This is a genomic window from Sulfurimonas sp. (assembly GCF_023229105.1).
Lineage (GTDB): Bacteria > Campylobacterota > Campylobacteria > Campylobacterales > Sulfurimonadaceae > Sulfurimonas.
Window position 1 is genome coordinate 1 of record NZ_JALNZY010000033.1, and the last position, 20,529, is coordinate 20,529.

General features: G+C 35.5%; 25 protein-coding genes. 6 read left to right on the top strand and 19 right to left on the bottom strand.

What is annotated here, in order from left to right:
• Positions 1 to 34: 34 nt before the first annotated feature.
• Entirely contained in the window at positions 35 to 610 is a 576-nt protein-coding gene (gene rplC, locus M0Q17_RS05905) for a 50S ribosomal protein L3 (protein WP_295084489.1), read from the bottom strand.
• Positions 611 to 620: 10 nt separating this feature from the next.
• Complete coding sequence (gene rpsJ / locus M0Q17_RS05910) at positions 621 to 932, bottom strand: 30S ribosomal protein S10 (RefSeq protein ID WP_294929597.1); 312 nt, start codon at positions 930 to 932, stop codon at positions 621 to 623.
• Between the two features lie 155 nt (positions 933 to 1,087).
• On the opposite strand from rpsJ, the gene M0Q17_RS05915 reads away from it, so the two are divergent.
• The gene (locus M0Q17_RS05915) at positions 1,088 to 2,155 is read left to right on the top strand and encodes an ATP-binding protein (protein ID WP_295084491.1); all 1,068 of its coding nucleotides are present in this window, start codon (positions 1,088 to 1,090) and stop codon (positions 2,153 to 2,155) included.
• Between the two features lie 2 nt (positions 2,156 to 2,157).
• Positions 2,158 to 2,712 carry a ribonuclease HII gene (locus M0Q17_RS05920; RefSeq protein WP_295084494.1) on the top strand — a complete coding sequence of 185 codons (555 nt, stop codon included), beginning with the start codon at positions 2,158 to 2,160 and terminating at the stop codon, positions 2,710 to 2,712.
• Between the two features lie 15 nt (positions 2,713 to 2,727).
• Here the strand turns inward: M0Q17_RS05920 and M0Q17_RS05925 are convergent, their stop codons facing one another.
• The 17 genes from M0Q17_RS05925 to M0Q17_RS06005 all read right to left on the bottom strand — a co-directional run bounded on the left by M0Q17_RS05925 (position 2,728) and on the right by M0Q17_RS06005 (position 17,562).
• Positions 2,728 to 4,719: a methyl-accepting chemotaxis protein gene (locus M0Q17_RS05925; RefSeq protein WP_295084497.1), complete on the bottom strand. Its 1,992-nt coding sequence runs from the start codon at positions 4,717 to 4,719 to the stop codon at positions 2,728 to 2,730.
• A 152-nt stretch (positions 4,720 to 4,871) separates the two neighbouring features.
• Positions 4,872 to 5,777, bottom strand: coding sequence for a DUF302 domain-containing protein (locus M0Q17_RS05930; protein ID WP_295084500.1), 906 nt, complete (start codon positions 5,775 to 5,777; stop codon positions 4,872 to 4,874).
• 38 nt (positions 5,778 to 5,815) lie between these two features.
• Positions 5,816 to 6,250, bottom strand: coding sequence for a DsrE family protein (locus M0Q17_RS05935; protein WP_295084503.1), 435 nt, complete (start codon positions 6,248 to 6,250; stop codon positions 5,816 to 5,818).
• Position 6,251: 1 nt separating this feature from the next.
• Positions 6,252 to 6,632 carry a DUF255 domain-containing protein gene (locus tag M0Q17_RS05940; protein ID WP_295084506.1) on the bottom strand — a complete coding sequence of 127 codons (381 nt, stop codon included), beginning with the start codon at positions 6,630 to 6,632 and terminating at the stop codon, positions 6,252 to 6,254.
• Positions 6,633 to 6,724: 92 nt separating this feature from the next.
• Positions 6,725 to 8,209, bottom strand: a complete 1,485-nt coding sequence (locus M0Q17_RS05945; protein WP_295084509.1) for an OprD family outer membrane porin — start codon at positions 8,207 to 8,209, stop codon at positions 6,725 to 6,727.
• A gap of 28 nt (positions 8,210 to 8,237) precedes the next feature.
• Complete coding sequence (gene soxB, locus M0Q17_RS05950; protein WP_295084512.1) at positions 8,238 to 10,001, bottom strand: thiosulfohydrolase SoxB; 1,764 nt, start codon at positions 9,999 to 10,001, stop codon at positions 8,238 to 8,240.
• Between the two features lie 10 nt (positions 10,002 to 10,011).
• On the bottom strand, positions 10,012 to 10,782 hold the full coding sequence (gene soxA, locus M0Q17_RS05955; protein ID WP_295084515.1) for a sulfur oxidation c-type cytochrome SoxA: 771 nt from the start codon (positions 10,780 to 10,782) through the stop codon (positions 10,012 to 10,014).
• Between the two features lie 3 nt (positions 10,783 to 10,785).
• Entirely contained in the window at positions 10,786 to 11,121 is a 336-nt protein-coding gene (gene soxZ, locus M0Q17_RS05960) for a thiosulfate oxidation carrier complex protein SoxZ (RefSeq protein ID WP_295084517.1), read from the bottom strand.
• Between the two features lie 48 nt (positions 11,122 to 11,169).
• A complete protein-coding gene (soxY, locus tag M0Q17_RS05965; RefSeq protein ID WP_295084519.1) occupies positions 11,170 to 11,640 on the bottom strand; it encodes a thiosulfate oxidation carrier protein SoxY in 471 nt (156 codons plus the stop codon).
• Between the two features lie 14 nt (positions 11,641 to 11,654).
• Positions 11,655 to 12,179 carry a sulfur oxidation c-type cytochrome SoxX gene (soxX, locus tag M0Q17_RS05970; protein WP_295084521.1) on the bottom strand — a complete coding sequence of 175 codons (525 nt, stop codon included), beginning with the start codon at positions 12,177 to 12,179 and terminating at the stop codon, positions 11,655 to 11,657.
• 65 nt (positions 12,180 to 12,244) lie between these two features.
• Entirely contained in the window at positions 12,245 to 13,414 is a 1,170-nt protein-coding gene (locus tag M0Q17_RS05975; protein WP_295084524.1) for a HAMP domain-containing sensor histidine kinase, read from the bottom strand.
• Complete coding sequence (locus M0Q17_RS05980; RefSeq protein WP_295084527.1) at positions 13,404 to 14,057, bottom strand: response regulator transcription factor; 654 nt, start codon at positions 14,055 to 14,057, stop codon at positions 13,404 to 13,406. Before M0Q17_RS05980 ends, M0Q17_RS05975 begins: the two co-directional genes overlap by 11 nt.
• On the bottom strand, positions 14,054 to 15,148 hold the full coding sequence (locus tag M0Q17_RS05985; RefSeq protein WP_295084529.1) for a cache domain-containing protein: 1,095 nt from the start codon (positions 15,146 to 15,148) through the stop codon (positions 14,054 to 14,056). Before M0Q17_RS05985 ends, M0Q17_RS05980 begins: the two co-directional genes overlap by 4 nt.
• Before the next feature lie 10 nt (positions 15,149 to 15,158).
• The gene (locus M0Q17_RS05990; RefSeq protein ID WP_295084531.1) at positions 15,159 to 15,626 is read right to left on the bottom strand and encodes a DsrE family protein; all 468 of its coding nucleotides are present in this window, start codon (positions 15,624 to 15,626) and stop codon (positions 15,159 to 15,161) included.
• Between the two features lie 65 nt (positions 15,627 to 15,691).
• A complete protein-coding gene (glp, locus tag M0Q17_RS05995; RefSeq protein WP_295084532.1) occupies positions 15,692 to 16,903 on the bottom strand; it encodes a gephyrin-like molybdotransferase Glp in 1,212 nt (403 codons plus the stop codon).
• Entirely contained in the window at positions 16,900 to 17,337 is a 438-nt protein-coding gene (locus M0Q17_RS06000; RefSeq protein ID WP_295084534.1) for a molybdenum cofactor biosynthesis protein MoaE, read from the bottom strand. Before M0Q17_RS06000 ends, glp begins: the two co-directional genes overlap by 4 nt.
• A gap of 3 nt (positions 17,338 to 17,340) precedes the next feature.
• Positions 17,341 to 17,562 carry a MoaD/ThiS family protein gene (locus M0Q17_RS06005; protein WP_295084537.1) on the bottom strand — a complete coding sequence of 74 codons (222 nt, stop codon included), beginning with the start codon at positions 17,560 to 17,562 and terminating at the stop codon, positions 17,341 to 17,343.
• Positions 17,563 to 17,665: 103 nt separating this feature from the next.
• On the opposite strand from M0Q17_RS06005, the gene M0Q17_RS06010 reads away from it, so the two are divergent.
• The 4 genes from M0Q17_RS06010 to M0Q17_RS06025 form a co-directional block, all read left to right on the top strand.
• On the top strand, positions 17,666 to 18,334 hold the full coding sequence (locus M0Q17_RS06010) for an MqnA/MqnD/SBP family protein (RefSeq protein WP_295084539.1): 669 nt from the start codon (positions 17,666 to 17,668) through the stop codon (positions 18,332 to 18,334).
• Entirely contained in the window at positions 18,331 to 18,795 is a 465-nt protein-coding gene (locus M0Q17_RS06015; RefSeq protein ID WP_295084542.1) for a YhcH/YjgK/YiaL family protein, read from the top strand. Before M0Q17_RS06010 ends, M0Q17_RS06015 begins: the two co-directional genes overlap by 4 nt.
• A 636-nt stretch (positions 18,796 to 19,431) precedes the next feature.
• On the top strand, positions 19,432 to 20,049 hold the full coding sequence (locus tag M0Q17_RS06020; protein WP_295084545.1) for a hypothetical protein: 618 nt from the start codon (positions 19,432 to 19,434) through the stop codon (positions 20,047 to 20,049).
• A partial coding sequence (locus tag M0Q17_RS06025; RefSeq protein ID WP_295084548.1) for a nucleotidyl transferase AbiEii/AbiGii toxin family protein occupies positions 20,042 to 20,529 on the top strand: 488 nt, incomplete at its 3' end. The genes M0Q17_RS06020 and M0Q17_RS06025, both read left to right, overlap by 8 nt.

Below are 20,529 nucleotides of genomic sequence, written 5' to 3' on the forward strand. Positions count from 1 at the left end.
TTTTGCATTTTTTCATTTAGAACTATTGCGCTCATTATTTAGCTACCTTTACACGACCTAAAGAACCGTTAGCTCCAGAAACTGAACCAGAAACCGCAATGATTTTGTTTTCAGCATCAAAAGAGACAATTTCGTTCTTAACACTATTTTGTGTGTTTCCGTATTGTCCAGGCATTTTCTTACCCTTCATAACACGACCTGGCCACTCTGCATTACCGATAGAACCTGTTCTACGACCAAATCTATGACCGTGAGATGCAGGACCACCAGAAAAATTCCAACGCTTCATTGCTCCAGAAAAACCGCGACCCTTAGTAGTAAAAGTAGATTTTAAAACTTTAGCTTCTGCTAAAGGTGCTAAATCTAAATCACCTGCTTCAGTGTTTGCTACTTCTAAAGTAACAAAACGGTTAAACTCAGAAGAAATGCTGTATTTCTTTTGCTGACCTTCAATTGACTTATTCATTTTTTTACCGCTATTGTAAGCTACAATCGCAGTTCCTTCGTTAACTTCACAAACCTTAGCATCAAGCACTCTTAAAAGAGTAACAGATTGGCTAGGAACTGTGATAGTACGGCTCATACCGATTTTTTCAACAATATATTCCATCACCTACTCCTTACTTATCCATAGAGCGAACTTCAACGTCCACTTCCGGTGCAAGATCTAGTTTCATTAAAGAATCTACTGTCTCCGGCGTTGCGGAGACGATATCTATTACTCTAGCGTGCGTACGAATTTCGAACTGTTCACGTGAGCTTTTATTGATATGCGGAGATTTCAATACAGTATATTTACGAATCTTTGTTGGTAAAGGTATCGGACCACGAATTACCGCGCCAGTACGTTTTACAGCCTCTACGATTGATGCTACAGATCTATCAAGTACACGATGATCATAAGCTTTCAATTTTAAACGAATTTTTTCCATGTTTTTCCTTCTAAAGAACTCGTCAGGTCTTGCCTAACTATTTAAGGGAGCGGAATTGTATCTAAACCATCTCTATAATTCAAGGAAATAGGGGCTAAAATTTGAAATATGTATAAATTTATTTCCTTTAAGCAAGGAAGTGGTAAAATTGCAATATGGAAATATTACTTGAAGAACTATATAAAACTGATATCAATCCGGATAAATTTCACTTCAGAAAACTCTTTTTAGAGGAGGATTCTAGTTATCAAATCAATGGAATAAGTCAGAGCGGAAAGACAAAGCTTATTAAAAACTATCTTCTTGGACTTAAAAAAAATTCTTACATATATATAGATTGTAATGATCTACGAATAGATATAGATAAACTAAACAAGGAGTTGCCGCTGTTTTGCAATAAAAATAGGATTAATACCCTTGTTTTTGATAACTATACTATGGATATTAAAATATTTAATATCCCTCAACTAATAATATGCAGCCAAACGCATCAGGAGATAGGTTTTCTAACAAATGTAATACTTTATCCTCTTGATTATGAGGAGTTTTTAGCTTATGAGTATAAATATGACTCAACTGCACTAAAGAACTTTTTTCAACTTGGCGGCTTCCCTTATATGCATAAAATAAGTAGTGATGAGAGAGTTGGATATATTCAAAAAACACTAAAATATGCTCTTAGCGACATGGAGCTTGATATATTAATACATTGTACAAAAATGATGGCGCAAAAAATATCCCCATACGCTATTTATGAAAGACTAAAACAGAGTAGAAAAATATCTAAAGACAAGCTATACAAATCCTTTGAGTCTCTTAGTGCTAAAAACTATATACATCAACTCCAAAAAGTCAGCCACCAAAAAGCCATAAGAAAAATCTACCTTTGCGATATTTCACTAAAGTCGGCGCTAACAACTGATAAACATTTCGGAAGAATTTTTGAAAATATGATATATTTAGAACTTTTAAAATCGGACTCGGAGTGTTACTATGATGAGGGAATTGATTTTTATCTTCCAAAAAACAGTGAAGTCATCTTAGCAACTCCTTTTGCGGATGAGAGAACACTTTTTAAAAAGATAGAAGCTATTGAGGCATTTATCTTTAGGTATCAAGTTAAAAAGATAACTTCAATAACGATGAACAAAGAGGGCAGCGTAAGTCACCCCTTTTCAAAAATAGAGATGGTTCCATTTGATATTTGGGCGCTGGGGAGATGAGTATGTTTGGTAAACTTTGCGGTATAGATGAAGCAGGTCGCGGACCTATTGCCGGCGATTTGGTAATTGCAGGCTGTATTTTAAACTCTTTTGTAGAGGGTTTAAATGATTCAAAAAAACTTAGCGAAAAAAAAAGAGAGACTCTTTATGAGATAATCATAAAAAATTCCGCTTATCATATAGTAAAGTTTTCTGCCAAAGAGGTTGATAAGAACGGGATTTCGCTCTGCATAAAAAGAGGACTTTTAGAGATTATGAGTACCCTTGCCTGCCAAGAGTATCTCTTTGATGGAAACTCAAACTTTGGAGTTGCGGGACTTCCTACCATGATAAAAGCTGATGGCAAGGTTGCTGAAGTAAGTGCCGCTTCAATTTTGGCAAAAGTCACACATGATAGAAATATTATAATAGATGCTAAAAAATATCCTCTATATCAATTTCAAAAGCACAAAGGTTATGGAACTGCGCTGCATATAGAGCTGATTAAAAAGTACGGTTACTGTGAAATCCATAGAAAGAGCTACAAGCTAAAAGCGCTTGAAGCCACACTCTTTTAAACTAGTTCAAGGAGATTAAAATTTCTTTGAACTAACCTCTGCTAATGTTTTTTTAGACATAGCATCAAGCTCAATAGCTATGCCCTCTATCTCTTTTGCGTTGTGTGCACTGCTTGAAGTTGTTTTATCAATCTCTATAATTGAATCTGTTGCTCTGCTGATATCTTCTACTCTATCTTGCATATCCGCTCCGATGGAGACGGCTGCTTGCGCTAGTGTTTCTATACTTACATTAATCTCATGAAGACTTTTTTGTGTATTTTCTGCCAATTTTCTTACCTCATCGGCAACGACGGCAAAACCACGTCCATGCTCTCCTGCACGCGCTGCTTCGATTGCGGCATTGAGTGCTAGAAGATTTGTCTGATCTGCAATATCTGAGATAACACTTACAACATTTTTTATCTCAACAGATTGCGATACAACCTCTTTTGTTTTTTGAGAAACTTCAACAATAGCACCGTTGGTTGCTTCCATGACACTAGCGAGTTCTTTTAGCATTGTTGCTTGTTTTGAAGATTCACTGCTTAAATTCTGCATCTTCTCTTTAAGTGATAAAGATTTTGCTGAAAGCTCATTTGCTCCGCTGCTTGATTGCTGTAACATTTGGCTAATTGTAGTACCTACGCTATTGAGTGCTTGTGCTACTTTGCCATTGTCATCTATAATCTTCGTTGTGAAATCAGACTTTTCAAAGGTGCTCATAGTAGAGATAAGCACATTTAAATCTTTACAAATATTTTGCTCTAAAGATAGAAGCATCTTATTGATGTTGTCTTTAAGCGCCTGAAGTGACTCATTATTTGTCACCACTTGAACACTCTGCGTGAAATGTCCTTTGTTGATTTGTGCGACAACTCTTCTGACATCATCTATAAGTGCTTTATCGCTCTCAATATTTTTTTGTGTTTTTAAGATATTCTCATCTACTACTTTAGACATAAGCCCTATCTCATCATCACTCTGTATTCCTATCAGCTTTGCTTGATTGGACTCTTTGTTTAAGTATTTAAAAAAGTCTAAAAGCCCTCTTTCAAACTCTTCTAAAGGTGTTAACACAACCTTTTTAATCCCTGTTAATATAGCAATGATTAAAACAAAAATCAAAACAACAATCAGCGCCAAAGCGCTGTTAATCATACTGCTTGCTTGATTGATAGTCGCATCTACATCAGCTCTTTTTACCCCTAAAAGATAGATTCCTATCGGGTTATTTTGAAAATCTTCTATCTTTGCGTATGTATAAAAATACTCCTCGTCTAAAGCATATCCTTTTGCTAAAAGCTCTTGCATTTTTATACTCTTTGCACTCTTGAAAAAATTCTCATCTACTGTTTTTTGGCTTAAAATATAATCCGATACATTTTTGCTTGTATCGGCTAGTTTTGCTAGATGCACTAACTTCTTATCCATTAGCACCAAAAGATTTTCGTTTTCTTTATGAAACTGTTTTATAACAGACTCAAAAGCCTGCATAAATTCTAACGATCCTAGATAAACTCCATCTTTTATTACCGGAGCGACTCCTCTGATGCTAAGTCCTGCTTGCCCGACCTCTATGGCAGCAAGAGCATGTTTGTCTGCTTTAACTTTGTTAATGGTATGTCTGAAACTCTTTAAATCATCCCCATATTTTTTAAGATTCCATGCTCTTAAAAAGGAGTTGACATCTTTATCATGAATATGAATCTTTACATTTTTAAAGTTTGTCTCTTTTTTATACTTTTCATTTATCGCATCAATAGATGCTATAGCCAACTCCCTATCGTTGTCTCTTAAAGCTGTTGCGATACTTGAGTCATTTGCAATTGCAACGGCATTTGTTATGCCAACATCAAATTTTGAGCGCATCCTATCTTCGATTTTTGAAACAAGTGTTGTTTTAATAGTTGCGTAAGTATTGTCTGTTATTTTAGCTCTAAAGTGATTTAAAACAAAAAAACCAATAAAAAGAAGTATAAGAGATATTCCAACAATAAAGATAGTAATCTTTTTTCCAACCGTCATTTTTTTCTTCCCTTTTTTATTTTTATAAAGTTGTGATTTTACTATTTTTGTGCTCAATTGCACTAGTTTTGTGAAAAATTGTATCTTAAAAAGCTAAGCGCAGTTGGAAGGTAACAAAAAGTCACTTAGGTTTCAAAACCTAAGTGACCTTCCTACTCTACTATCTCGGTAAGAATGGCTTCAAACTGCTCTTGTGCTTTGAGTAAAACCTCTTTTGCATCTTTATCTTCAACCCTTGCACTGCTTAACCAATTATATACCGCAGGGAATGCAAGAACAATCTTATCTTCATCTTTTTTCTTATATATCGCAAGGCTACAAGGAGCAAAAGCAGCAGCTTCAGGTCTTGTTAAAGAGACAGTGTAGATAACAGGCAGTTTACAGATAGAGTAGGTTTGATAAAAATCATATACCGAACCATCTAGATGCCCGCTTACATCTAACTTGCTTGGAACTATAAAACCATAAAGACTCAAACCATTCTCTAGACCCAATATGACATTCTCTCTTGCTACTTTTACATCTTCGCCTTCAAGCTCTAACTCATACTTAGTAACAAGATCGCGGCTCTCCTGGAGTGAATCCTCGCTTAGTCTATGCTTTTCCCCTGTTAATGCTTTGTTTAAAACATTTAAGACCTCTTTTTCTATCTCCTTAATCATAGCATCACTAAACCCTAGGATTTTCTCTTGCGCCTCAGAAGTTAAAACACTTACATGCAGAGTATCTTCTTTTTTATTTTGATAGATTCCAACTCCCATAGGCAAAAAAACACCTGCCTCAGGATACTTTTTCAACAACTCAAAAGAGAGCTTCTCATGATATACAGTAAGAAGAGTAAATACTTTATACTCAGTCTCTTTAAACTGTATCATGAACGGTTTAATCATATTGCTATTGACACCTATTCCAAAGCCGTTTTTTACAAATGCTTCTTCTATATGCTCTGTCGTTATCAATCCATTTTTATTATCTACATCAAATATATGTAAATCGCCCTGTGCCCAAACTACTGATGCCGTTACTAGTGCAACGATAAAAATAACTATTTTTTTCATCTTTTTATCCTTATAAATTTTTTTTTAAATAGACTCTATTAAGGGACTATATAAACCCAGCCCTCTTTTACTCTCTCAATCATCTCAACGATTCCCGCTGTTACTACTTCAGAACCCTCTATAAGTTCCTCTTCTTTTATATTTTTCGTTTTCATTGTATTGCCGCAAGCGACAAACTCAACATCTAGCTGCATAAGAGCGTTGACTCTTTGGGCAATCTCTCGCTCTTTTTTTAACAAGGTTTTTATGCCGTGGTAGTAAGCAATTATTCTCATCTTAACATTTTCAGGCCCATAGAACTTCAGTACGTTATTTGCACTGCTAAGCACATGATGTATATCTTCATCCTTTGCGCTTTTTATGGAAAAAACTATTTTTCTCTGTTCTAATATATCTGGCTTAGGCTCTGCAAAAATAGTGTCTGCATATAAAATATGTGCCATAAGCAGAAGCATTACAATCATTTTTTTCATCTTAATCTCCCTTGATATTTTTTGTCAAATCCTTAAAATCATCACTATTCCAAGATCCGGGTATATTTTTGATAATTTTTTGATTTTTATCAACGAAATAAAAAGAGGGAGTCATGGCAACGCTAATGCCTAAAGGTATCTCATGAGTATCCAAGTTTAATTTTACAGGGATAAATCGCTTCTCAATCCATTTTGACATCTCTTTATCATCAAAAACATCTCTATCCATATTTATACAGTAACGACAATTAGTTCTTACAACATCTATCATGATTATTTTTGAATTTTTTTGCTGAAGCTTAAGAGCCTCTTCATAACTCTGCCAATCAACTCCAAAAAGAGTTGCGCAACTAAGCATAAAAGAGAAAATAATTTTTTTCATAAAAACACTCACTTGCTATTTTTCAAGGCTATTTTAGCTACTTACAAAACAGGAGAGTAAAATAAGTATCGCAAAACAGCCTTGTTCTTCTATTAAAAGAGGTAATTTATCTCAAAACGGTATTCGTTGTAAGAGTCTTTGTTGACACCTGAAGTACGATTATCAGCATCTACAAACCCAAGACGTATCTTTGCATCTAATGTAGGTGTAAACTTTTGTAATAAATCTATATGAATGATACTCAAGTCAGCTTGTCCGCCTGATGCTTGTTTTTTTTCATCAGAATCTTGAATCGCATAACGAGCCATTGCACTAAAACCATCTAAAATATTTGCTTTTTCAAAGTCATATTTTGCTTCAAACATTATAGTCTGTGCATCTGCTTTCCAGTTTAGTTGCGCCATTGCACGAGTATATCCACCTGTTGGAAATCCACGCCATGGTGCTACTATATCTGCTTTATCTTCTACTTTTGAGTATCCAATCTGCCCTTTAAAAGCCCCGGCAGATGCCACTAAACGAGCCATCCAAAGAGAAGTATCTAAAGAGTATCCGCTTTTATAACCCTTTGAAGCAGCATTAGCATCAGTAACACCTCCAGCTAAACTCGCCCCACCAATCTTTCCTGCTCCATTATCAAACTGTTCCATATAACGAACACCAGGAGCGATTGTAATACCACCAAGAGGGATAGTGTAGTTTAACTCTCCTATAACGCTAGAGAGCATATCTGGAACTGCCGTATATGTTGCGTCTATTTTAAGGTTTTTTATAGACTTATTGCTAAGAGCTGCTACTATAAGTGTATTATCCGTATCTTTATTAGCTGCCTTTAGTGCTGCATAAGTTATACCTTTGTGCGCACCTGAGTCATCATTGTTGTTCCAATCAGCATGTGTATCTGTCGATCCATCCGTATACGTTAAAACATCATGAAAAGTAGTATGATCGCGAAGTTTTTGAGCTGTAAAATATGCTGCTTTTAGAGTTGTTTTTGCTATATCTTTAGACTCCACACTTACACCCTCGAAGGTATTTGGAATCATTTTTGTATCATTTGATGCAGTTAGTGCAGACTCAAAAATTTGACGACCGACTTTAAAAGAGGTTTTTGATATATCATATTGTAAATATGCTTGAGCTAAAACTACCATCTCCCAATCGCCGTTTTTATCAACATTGTATCTACTAAATGTATCTTTACCAGATTTTACACTTCCTGCATCATCTTCACGAAGAGATGAAAATGGACTGTTTGAGTAGTATAAACCTGCTGTTGCACTTAATCCTGCAAACGGTGCTGTTTTGTAAATTAAGCTTCCGCCTAAACCAAATGCTTTGTTGTCTATATTGTCATTATTTTTAAAGTCATATTCAAAAAGATTTGCTCTTAAGCGACCATAAAACATACCTTCTGTAAAAGCATCAACAAAGTTATCTACACTCTTTGGAAGTGTATTATACACCTCCATCATGTTGCCTTTTAAAACTCTTTTTGGCTTTACATCCTCTGCACTTAGCGTTGATGTAAGCAGACATGAGAGTGCAGCAATTGCACTTAATTTTAATATTTTCATAATATCATTTTCCTTTTTTTAAAATAAATCAACTACAGCTTCTTGAGCCCTTAACAGGACATCCGCAATCATAATCGACAAGAGTAACGTTGCCTTTGTTACTCACATCAACCACTTTTTTTCTCTTGATGTAATCTCTTGTAACATCATATACGGCTCTAATCTTATCTTCTTGAAGATTTGTACCTGCATTTTGCAAGTTGCCTCCCCATGAGGATACGATATATGTTTTGTTTAAATCAATTGGTTTATTGCCAATCATTAGTTTTGAGATTCTCTCTCCAGCTTTGTTAGAGACTGCGATACTGTAAGAGACACCGCCTAATCTACTCATATCCCCACCTTGTTGATAGAGTGGATTTGCGTTAAATACATTATCAGCAATATCCTCTAGTAAAGATGCAATTTTATCGCCTTTTAGTTCAAACGTATAAACATTTGGATAAGTAATTCCACACATCTCATAAACATTATCCATCAAAATATCTTCGCCTGCAAGAACCGTTGTTCCCCATCTATATCCCGGGGTAAAGGAGATATCACACTTCATCTCATCCATTATTGCATCATTGATAAGCTGATCAAAGGTTGAGAAAAATGTATCTCTTTTATAGAGAATATTTTTAGTCTTGCCCAGCACCTCATTAAGCTCTTTCTTGTATGGAGCATATAGCTCTTCTACTAGTTTTTCGCCCTTAGGATCAGCTGGAATAAGCTTTGACGCTATTGGAATAAGCTTATACTCATAATTTTTTATCTTTCCATCTTTGGCATCTATATCCAAACGACCTATATATTTTCCATGACTTCCTGCGATTACTATCACACATCCATTGATAACTATAGGCTTTGGCGATGGGTCATGCGTATGTCCGCTTAGAATAAAGTCTATACCATTTACCTGACGCGCAACCTCTTGATCTACACTAAATCCATCATGCGATAAAACAACAACACAATCAACTTTATGCTCTTCTCTTAACTCATTGACATACTCTTGAAGCGTATCGAGTCTTAGTCCAAAACTCCAACCCATCGTAAACTCTTTAGGGTTTGCGGTTGATGTAAATGGAAACGACTGACCGATAATACCAATCTTCGCTCCGCCTCTCTCCTCAATAGTATAAGGTTCAAATATAAGCTCCTCATAATCCTCAGCAAAGGAGTCATTTCCTATTATATTTTGAGAAATGAACTTAGCATCAAGCATACCTATAAGCTCTTTTACGCGCTCCTTACCATAAGTAAACTCCCAGTGTCCAACCATAACATCAATACCCAAATAGTTTTGAGCCTTAACGATTGCTTCGCCTCTGCTCTTTAGTGCAACACCCGTACCTTGCCATGTATCGCCAGAGTCAAGAAAAAGGACATTCTCAGCTCCTCTTGTTTTTTTCACATGCTCTACTAATGTTTTAATATGAGCTATCCCGCCCATTTTTCCAAACTTTTTTGCCAAAGACTCAAAATCTATATGCGTATCAAAGTAAGCATCAAGACTGCTTGGCTCTAACCCGTAATGTTTTGCAAAAGCCTCCCCGCATAAAAATCCCGGTGTTCCCACAAGATTTGGAGCTGAGATAAGCGTTGAAGGCTCTCTCCAGTAAAGCGGTTTAACATGTGCATGTATGTCACACATATGAAGAAGCGTAAAATTTCCCGTGTCTTTAAAACTATATATATCTTTGAGCGATATTTGCGATGCAGCTCTTGGAGCTGCGTTTGCTGCAGTTGTTGCGCCTAGTCCGAATATGGCGCAAATATGCATAAAATCTCTTCTAGAAATCTCCATCTATACTCCCTTATCTCTTTAAGCCAGGCAGAGCGATTGTCGCACCCTTTGCCTCTTCTGTAAAATAGACTTCAAGTGCCGTCATCTCTTTTGAACCGAGTGGAATAACCGCTAGCAGTGCATTATTCATGCATCCTTGAAATCTTTTTTGAAGCGTAGCAAGAGCTGACTTTGTCATTCTGTACGCCGGCCATGTTGCAGCTGAAGCATTTCCTTTAGCTGAAATATCAGGAAGCGGCTGCGTTCGTAAAATACTGCCTATAACACTTTGATTGTGACAACTCAAACAAGAGAGCCCTCTTGCCCCCCTTTTTGTCTCAAAAACCACTTTTCCAAGCGCATAAGCCTCTTTCATGTATTCGTTTGCATTTATGTCAATGTTAATCTGCTGATCATTTGCTATCGATTTTACATAAGAAGAGAGGTTAACCATCTCAGAACTTTTTAATGTATATGGCTTTTGTCCACTATCATGCATCATGCCTTGGAGCATCTGATCAATACTTACGACCATTTTAAACTTTACAATATATCTAGGAAAACCAGCCAAATATGGTGCTAGAGCATCTTCTGAAACACCTAGATATTTAGCAAGCGCACTCTCTCCTCCTAGCTCTTCTAAAAGCTCAGAACCATGTGCGAGCAGCATATCCGCTGGATTGTTTTCTAGTAGTTCTTCATACATTGCTCTATCTGCATCACTCATTGCAAACTGCTCGCTTGCAAAAGTCAATGATGAGAGAAGAGCAACACAGAGCACTATTCGCATACCTTTTCTCATTATTTACCCTTTTGGTTTAATCTTCTCTATTGTCTCTTGAACTTCACCTTTGCTGTCTGTAAATATTACTTTAAGCACTCCGGCTCCATCAATCTTCATATATGTCGTAAATACAGGATTCACAGAGAGCGACTCCCAAACTTTCATTGTTGTAATAACTTTGCCGTTATACTCAAATACTACTTTTGTAATATACTCGGCAGGAATAAGTTCTTTTGTTTTCTTATCTTTGCGCATACCGGTTTCCATGGGATGCATAACCATAAAACTTACTTTTACGACTTCGCCATCTGTGAAGCTTTTAGGTTTGATTTTGATTAACGATTTTCTTTTTGCCATTTTATTATCCTTTTATTTTTTATTATCTATTACTAACATGTGAGCGAATCAACCACATCCGCCTATGGTTACTTTAACGCTTTGTGAAGCCATTAAAAATTTTCCGTTGCTTAGCTCAGCTACAGCTACTACCTCTTGTGTTTCGCCTAGCTTGATGCGTGTTGCAAGCATCGCTTTTCCATTGGCAGGCGATAGATAAACATCGATACAACGAGAGTTTGCATTTTTTGCTGCAAACACATGAATAGCTTTTACATAATCGCTGTCCGTCATAGGAGATTCAACCTCAACTGTTACTGGGACAACTGCTCCATTTTCAGCAATTTCCGGTACTTTTAGGCTAACTTTATCAGAAACTTCAGGAGTTTTACCGCCTGTTACTGCGTTTAGTGCGTCTTTATACGGCAGAGCATTTGAACCTTTTGGCTTTGGTGCATCCGCGGCAAAACTAACAGATGGAAGAATAACAGCACCTGCTGCTCCAACACCTAAATTTTTTAAAAAATCTCTTCTTTGCATACTTTTTCCTTTTTTTATTTTGGAGATAAAATATATGATGTCATATCACATATCTCTCTTTCATTAAATAGCTTCGTTGTCAAGTTAACCGTCATATTCGTATTTGGGTTATCTACTCTTGGGTCAGCAATCTTTTGATAAACAAATTGCCGGTCTCTTATGCCTGTTTTTACAAACATCTCACTATATGCTGTTAAATCAGGACCTACATTTCCACCGCCTACTGCACCTTCAATGTTATGACAAGCAACGCAATTTCCATACTGCTTGTCCTCTCCATTGGCATCGACCTTTTTAAGTCCCTCCGGTGCTTCGCCCTTAGCATTGCCTCCATTTAGATTGTGAAACATATATGAACCTCTTGCTATGGCTTTTGGATCATCAGTTACACAACCTTTAGGCATTTTGTAGATACCTACTGGCGCTAAAAGATCTTTTTCTATTATCTTGCTAGCATCTGGCACCTCTATAACACTGCTATAATCAGTTGCTAAAAGAGAAACTCCAAGAAGTAATGATAATGTCAAACTTTTCTTCATCTACACTCCTATTTTTTAATTTCAAGGAGTAGTTTATCAGGAGAGTGTAAAATTAATATAAAATCTTATTTTTCAGTAAAAACACTGTTTTTGGGGAATTTGTAAGTAAAGGTCGTCCCTTTTTTAAGTGCGGAATCAATAGAAATCTCTATATTTGCTTTTTTAGTTATAGAACTAACGATATTTAAGCCGATACCAAACCCACCTGTTTGTCTATTTTCGCGGTAGTAACGATTAAAAATTTTATCGACATCTTCTATTCCTATTCCATAATCTTTAAAAGATAACAGGCAGCTTCCACCTTCTTGCATGTGAAGGTCTATCTCAACTACGTTCTGCTCATAAGAGTATTTAATAGCATTAGAGATATTGTTATCAACTAAACGCTGAAACTGCTTTGGGTTCATAGATAAAAAAATCCCTTTTTGGACACTTCCTAGGAGCATAATATTTTTCATTAGGGCTACCTCTAGGAAGTATTCTATGCGCTCTTGTAAAAATTTAGCCATATCGATGCGCTCTTTTTCAAAATCATGTCTATCTTGTTTAATAAGATACTCCATATCATTATAGATGTTAGATAATGTCTTTGAGGAGGCTTTAATTCTCTGCATATACTTGTTGGTTCCATGTTTTCTAGTATATAAATCTATATTTATGTTCATAACGGCGATAGGAGTGTTTATCTCATGGATTGAATCTTTAATAAAGTGATCTAGTTTTTTATTGACATCTTTAAATGGCTGGGCAAATCTATTGAGAAAAAATATACTGAGTATAAAAATAAGCATAACAATAGAAAGAAGGATAAAGAGCGCTTTTTCATAAACTTCGTAGTATGAAGGCTCATTGTTTACAACAAGATATTTTGCATTAAAATATCTCTCCTTTGGAAGCTCCATAACATAATAAGCTTCTCCGTTATCTTCTTGGTACCCCTCTTTAAAATATTTAACAGGTTTTTCGATTAAAGAGAATATCTTCTTTTGCTGCAAATCATAAAGACCTGATTTAAATGTTTTAAATCTTGGGTACTCAAAATACTCTTTATCTACATTATGTTCTTGCATTATTTTTAAAATCAGGTAGGCTCTTTTTTTTAGCTCTATCTCATTTTTAGCATCATAGATACTCTTCATGTGCGTTGTATATAAAAAGAGCGGTGCCAATAAAATAGCGGCTACTAAAACCGTATATATGTAAGCATACCTTAGGGCATAATATTTATCGTTCAATAATATACCCCATGCCTCTTCTGTTTTGAATAATATCGTCTGGGAGTTTTTGCTTTAAGTTATTTACCTGCACTCGGATAGTTGCGGGTTCTACATAATCACCCCAGATATGCTCTTGAAACATCTGCATAGATACAACACTATTTTTATTTTTAAGAAGCAGCTCTAAGATGTCCTTCTCTATTTTTCTAAGAACTATCTCCTTGCCACTAAGCATCAACTTGCCCTTTAACATATCATAAAAAATAGTTTCACTTATCATAATCTGCTCACTATCATCAAGATAAAAACGCAATATTGCCTGTTTTACTCTAAGCTCTAACTCAAGAAGCTCAAAAGGCTTACGAATGTAGTCACAACACCCCTTTTTATATCCCTCGTTAAAATTTTCTATATCCGTCATCGATGTTAAAAATATGGCAGGCGTTTTGTTGTTATCTTTTCGCACACTTTGAAGCAGCTCAAAACCATTCATGGAGGGAACATTCACATCTAAAAGGAGCAAGTCATAGGATTTTGAGTATATAGCATCATACGCATCCAGTCCATCGGCGTAATCGTCCACCTCATAGTTTATATCCTCTAAAAACTCTTTTATACTTATTCTCAAAGAAAATTCATCTTCTAGCAGTAGTATTCTCATTTTATCTTTCCATCAACTTTTTTTACTATTTTTTGCTCTAGCATCAACTGTATCAACTCCTCTTTACTATACTCCTCTAGTTTCTGATATGCCTTATGTACATACTCCTCTCTTTGCTCTTTTGGAACCTCTTCTTTTAGTTCAAGAAGTGATTTAAGATTAAGAAAATCTTTTGATTTATTATCATAACTTGTATCTTTTGCGGCATCATAGAGAGAACTTTTTACTAAACTTATAAGAAATGATGCCTCATCTTGATCCTCTATAAAATAGTTTAGATACTTTTGAGTCAAAACAAAAGCAAACATGCCGATAGACTCCCCGCTGCCATTAAACATATTTTCATAAAAGATATAGTCGTCATCGACTTGCAACATTCTGTCGGCTTTAAGATTTTTAAAGTTGATACTTCTTAATAGCTCTATATTGTTATAGTTATAGTTTCTATTTGCTATGATATACTTGTTTATAGTCTCATTTTCCTGCATAAAAACAGCTATATTATAATATTTATCATCCATTAGAACATAAAAATCAATACCCATATTTTTAAAGAAATCTGTAATTGCGTCGAAAAAGCTGATAATCTCAATAAAGCCCAGCAACTTGTTATTTTTAAAAACAGGAACCGTTGTTTTAATGCTTAAGAGTCTTCCTGTCTCTATTGATGATCTTGGAGTTTTATTAAATTCAAAATATTCAAGATCACTTCTGTAATCTTCCAGCGGCATCCCTGTATAGACATCATCCCAACTGCGGGCAAATATATGATAATCGTTCGTCAGTATCTGCACTCTTATATTTATATTTGTCTCCTCTTTGATCTCATTTGTGATATCTGAGAGAACCTTATAGCCCAAATCTTCATCATCATTTTCCAGTGCATCAACTAAAGCGCTATTTTTAGAGAGAGAGATAGCCATCTTAAGAGCATCCATCTTCTCGTTTTTTATCTGGGCTTCGAGTGTCAAGACAAACTTATCTAAGACATAGTTTATCTTCTGATTATCTATCACGTACCTAATTGAAAAAAGAAGATAAAGAAGTATGGCGATAATTATAAGAAAAATGGGGACTATTTTTTTTAACATGCTCTATTAATTATTGAATAGGAATATAAGCATAGCCACTGCTTTGAGCATCTATAAGACCTACCATTGCACTAGGAATTACCTCTACAAAACTGTAAATATTCTCTTCCTCAACCTTGTTCTTTTTTAAACCGGCACCACAAACTTGAAATTTGACATTATATGTTTTTATGAGCGAGATAAGCCTTTGCTCGATATCTTTTGCTGTGCTGAGAACTTTCTTGTCATCTTTGTACTTTGTTTTTGTTAAATCTTTAACAAAAAATTTATATGCTCCGCCATGCACGATTACTATAATATCTAACTCTTGAAATTTACTCTCATAGTGAGTTTTATTAAAAGCCACTGCTTTAATAACTCTATTTTCAAAGGTTGTAAAATCAGATGTCGTTAAATCAAAAACAGCCTTTTTAAGATCACCATCAGCTCTAAGGAGGGATAAAAAAATAATGAAAACAGCTATAACTCTCTTTAACATATTAAATCCTTTGATTAAAAAATTTAAGAATAGTTTATCAAAACTGTATAAACTTTATATAAAGTCTAAAAATTATCCAATAAAATAACATTTACAAATGTTCCCGCTGGCAAATCATCATCATCCTCGCCTGTAATCATAAGTGCACTACCATCTAACATGTTAGTCAGTATTGCTGAACTTCCGACTTTTTTGTCCTTAAAATTTACAAAATACTCCCCGTCAACAACCTTGACATTACACGCTGTAAACTCTGTAAGTCTGCTTCTCTTTGTAAAATCTTCACTAAGTTTTGCCGCTACAGTTTTATATGCACTTTTGCGCCCCAGCATCTTCGCAATTAGCGGAAGCACATAGAGTATTGCCGTAACCGTTGAGGAGTAAGCAAACCCGGGAAGTGCCAGAACAAATTTATCTTCTCTTTGTGCAACCAAGATATGTTTACCGGGTTTAATAGCAACACCTTTATAAACAACTTCTGCACCGATTCGTGGAACTACATCTTTTACAAAATCATAATCCCCGACACTTACTCCGCCTGTACTCACAAGTATATCAGCGCTCAAAAGCGCATTTTGAAATGTCTGCATGATGGAATCTCTATCATCTCCCACCGTTCCAAGCTGAATAACTTCCGCACCAGCTTGTTCAAAAAGTGCTGCTAACGTATAATTGTTTGAGCTTCTTATCTGCGCGGGATTTGTGCTGTTTACACCAAGATCTAAAATCTCACTTCCAGTTGAGATAACACAAACTCGTGGCTTAAGTGCAACTTTTACCATCACTTGATTGAGTGCCGCCATAACCCCTATCTCGGCAAAACCGATTCTAGTCCCTTGCTTTATAAGCACATCCCCTGCTTTATATCCTTCCCCGACTGGGCGAACCGCATTACCAAGAGGAACTCTTTCATCTACGGTAATTTTGCCGTTATCTACACTTACATTTTCTATCTGAATAAGCGTATCTGCGCCATGAGGCATCATGGAACCTGTAAAAGTCTTGATGCACTCTTTGCTCTTGATAGTTCTCTTCTCTTCACTTCCGGCTGGATTGTCTCCGAGTATTACTATCTCTTTACTCTCTAAATCACTATGTATAACTGCATATCCGTCCATCGAAGCCGTAGGAAACTGCGGGTCATTGAACTCTGCAACAATATTCTGGGCCAAAACCCTTCCAAGAGATAGGCTAAGTGGCACATTTTGGCTTCTTGAGGAGTTGACATGTAGTAAGTCAAGCATATTTTGGCTTGTTTCATAAGATAATAGGCTCATTTTAAAAGGCCACTCCCTTTAATTGCGGTTGAGCGCTCAAGTGCATAGACTCTTTTTTCGCCCCTTAAATCATATTTCCAAATAGGAGCAGATGCTTTGAAATCCTCGACAAACTCATCTATCAACTCTAGCGCAACACGGCGTTTTGGAGAAAAAACAGCAGCTATATATGAGGACTCATGAAGCATTACATCCCCTCTTGAGTGCGCCATTTTTATAATTGCACCTTTTGCTGCTGCTTTTTTTTGCCATGCATCAAACCATGAGTTAAGTATTGGTTCATATATATCAAAACTAAGCCCCTCTATATTGTCTTCACTTCTTACAGTTCCTACAAAAGAGATATATGCCCCGTAATTACTACTAGCTTCCTGTTCGTACCACTCTTTTAGGATTGTCGCCACATTAAGAGGACCATCATAAAGGTATAACATCAATCAGCCTCCACAAACAGGAGGAAGAAGAGCGACTCTATCGCCATCTTTTAGCTCTATCTCTCTACTACAAACAAGCATATCGTTTACGGCAACCGCACAGTTTTCAAGCCACTCTTTCATGGACTCATCCTCTTGCAGTATGCTTGCCAACTCCTTTAAGTTTGTTATCTCTAACATCAGGGGCTCTTTTTGTATAGGACCTAAAAATTCCACTCGTACCATAAGACTACTCCTAAAACAATTTTTTTACTATGATTATAACCAACTCATCTTTTTTATAAGTTAAGGGATGTATACTTTTGAGTATATTATCTCGGAGTAACTTTTGATTTTTGGAAAAATTGAGTACCTAAACCTTCTACCTTTTCATGTGTTTATGAAACGTTTTACAAAAAGCTCTCAACAGAGCATGAGCATGCACTACTACAGAGGTGTTCCGGCAAAAACAAACCAAAAATTTATCTCAAAAAAAGTAGATGCAGCCTTTATCTCAAGCATCAGAGCAAAAAAACAAAAACATGTAAACATGGGGATTGTCGCAAGAGGCGAGGTACTTAGCGTTTTGGTAATTCCAAATGAAGACAATGTGACCGACACAGAATCGGAGACATCAAACGTGCTTGCAAAAATCTTAGATATTAAAGGTGAAGTGCTAATAGGCGATAAAGCCCTGCGATACTACCTACAAAATAAGCCGCATACAGATTTGGCAAAAATATGGACTCAAAAATACAATCTCCCTTTTGTTTTCGCACTTTTATGCTACCACAAAGAGAGATTGCTTTATAAAAAAATTGAGAATAATTTCTTAAGACGAAAAGTGAAAATCCCAAGATACATACTAAACGAAGCCTCCGCCAGAACTAAAATAGCGCAAGAAGATATCCTAAACTATCTAAAGTATATCTCATACAGCGTTGACAAAAAAGCCCAAAAAGGACTTGAGAGGTTCTACAAAGAGGCAAAAAAATTAGAACATAAGGCAAAAGCATGATTGTCGATAAATTAAAAAACTACCAAATTTATAAATTTGGCACGCCATGGCAAAGAGCATTTGAGTTTTTAAACTCCATAACACATGAGACAGAAGATGGAAGATATGAGATAGATGGTGAAAATATTTTTGCAATAGTTATGAGCTACAAGACAATTCCTAGAGAAAAAGCCATAATTGAATCACATAAAAACTATGTCGACATTCAGACAACGCTAAGAGGCACAGAAGGTTTTGAGTGTTTTTTCATAGACTCCCTCAAGGTTAAAACTCCTTATGATACCTCCAAAGATGCAGAGTTCTATGAAAACGACACTCCATATCACTCACGCTCTGACATTCCTGTTGGCTCTTTTATAATGTTTTACCCACATGATGCACATATGCCCTGTCTAATAGTAGGCGGTAAGGATGAGTATATAAAAAAAGTTGTTGTGAAGATAAGAGTTGAGCTTTTGTAGTAGTTTAACTAGGTGTTGCACTTACTACTTGAATTGGCGTAAGTTGTTAATATTTTGAGTTTAAATTCTAAAACCGTACCCTAAACAGTACCCTAAGATTTTATTTTGAGAAGTTTTTGAGCCTTTAAAAGCTCTGTAAGTGCCTATTTTAGGCAATGGTGCGGATGAGAGGACTTGAACCTCCACACCTTACGGCACCAGATCCTAAGTCTGTTTTTTAACACTTTTCATCTTTTCTTAAACTGTTTCATTTCTTTTCAAAAGTCCTATATTTAGGACTTAGTAGAAGGTTTTAAATTTTCATAGCATATCATCTATTTTCATTGTTTTTCAAATTTTGTAGTAAAAACTGTAGTAAAAAAATGAAAAAAACATATAAAAAATTCCGAAATTAGTTATACTTACAAAATTAAATCGAACGAGACTTGAAAATAAAAATGAGTTTTGAAAGAATTAAATGTGACACAATATTTATGTCATATGATATAAAAATATCCATTATTTATTAAATATATTTAAGCTTTTTAATAACAGTAAAGTCATAAAAACTACTTTTTTTGTATATTTATTGCTTAATTTTATTTAAGACTGTATAATTACTCCATGAATATTGTGCAATTAAAAAAGAGTGTCAGATTGAATGTTTTTACAGCTGAGATGCTAAAACCTATCTTAGAACAAGAATATGCCCAACCTACGAAAAAAATTAACAGTATGATTAAAAAAGGAGAACTTATTCGTCTCAAAAGAGGTGTTTATGCTCTTGGTGCAGATTATAGAAGTTACCCTTTGAACCTTATCGCTATAGCGAACATAATCCATAAACCGTCTTATGTCTCCTATGAATATGCATTGTCTTATCACGGTTTAATACCGGAACGAGTCTATACAGTTACTTCTGCTACAACCTATCGCCCTGAAACATACGCTACAGATATAGGTACATTTAGCTACAAAAAAATTCCATCAAATGCGTACTCTATAGGAATTGATTGGAAATATGATGAGCATGATGGTGGTTATATGATTGCAACAGCTGAGAAAGCATTATGTGATCAAGTCTATGCTGATAAAAGAATTGCTGATATAAAAAAAGATGAGATATTAGAATATCTTGAAGATGATCTTCGTATAGAACTTAAAGAGTTAGAAAACCTAGATACAACACTTTTATGGAAAATTTCTATGGCTTACTCTTCACCTAAATTACGCGATATGACAGCAAGAATTAAAAAAAGGCAAAAAGATGGCTAATACACATCCACACATTACAGCAATGCTACAAAATTATGATCTTTCAAAAGACGATCCATATGAAGCTCTTCGAGAGATATTACAAGAGATCGTTTTATACGCACTAAGTGATGCAGGTTTTTTCAATCATGCAGTATTTTATGGTGGCACTGCACTTAGAATATTATACGGTCTGCCAAGGTTTTCAGAAGATCTTGATTTTTCACTACTTAAACCTGATCCATCATTTGATCTGAGTAAATATGAAAAAGCTGTACTTCAAACACTAAAAATTTATGGTTTTGAAGCTCAAATTGAGACAAAGGTAAAAGAGCAAAGTGCAGTGCAATCTGCATTTATCAAAGGCAATACCATTAAACACCTTCTTGCTATTAATGCTCCTGAGGATATTGTCAAAAGTTTTAATGCAGGTAAACTATTAAAAATTAAATTTGAAGTAGATACCGAGCCACCTCTTAACTTTAAAGAGGAGCAAAAACT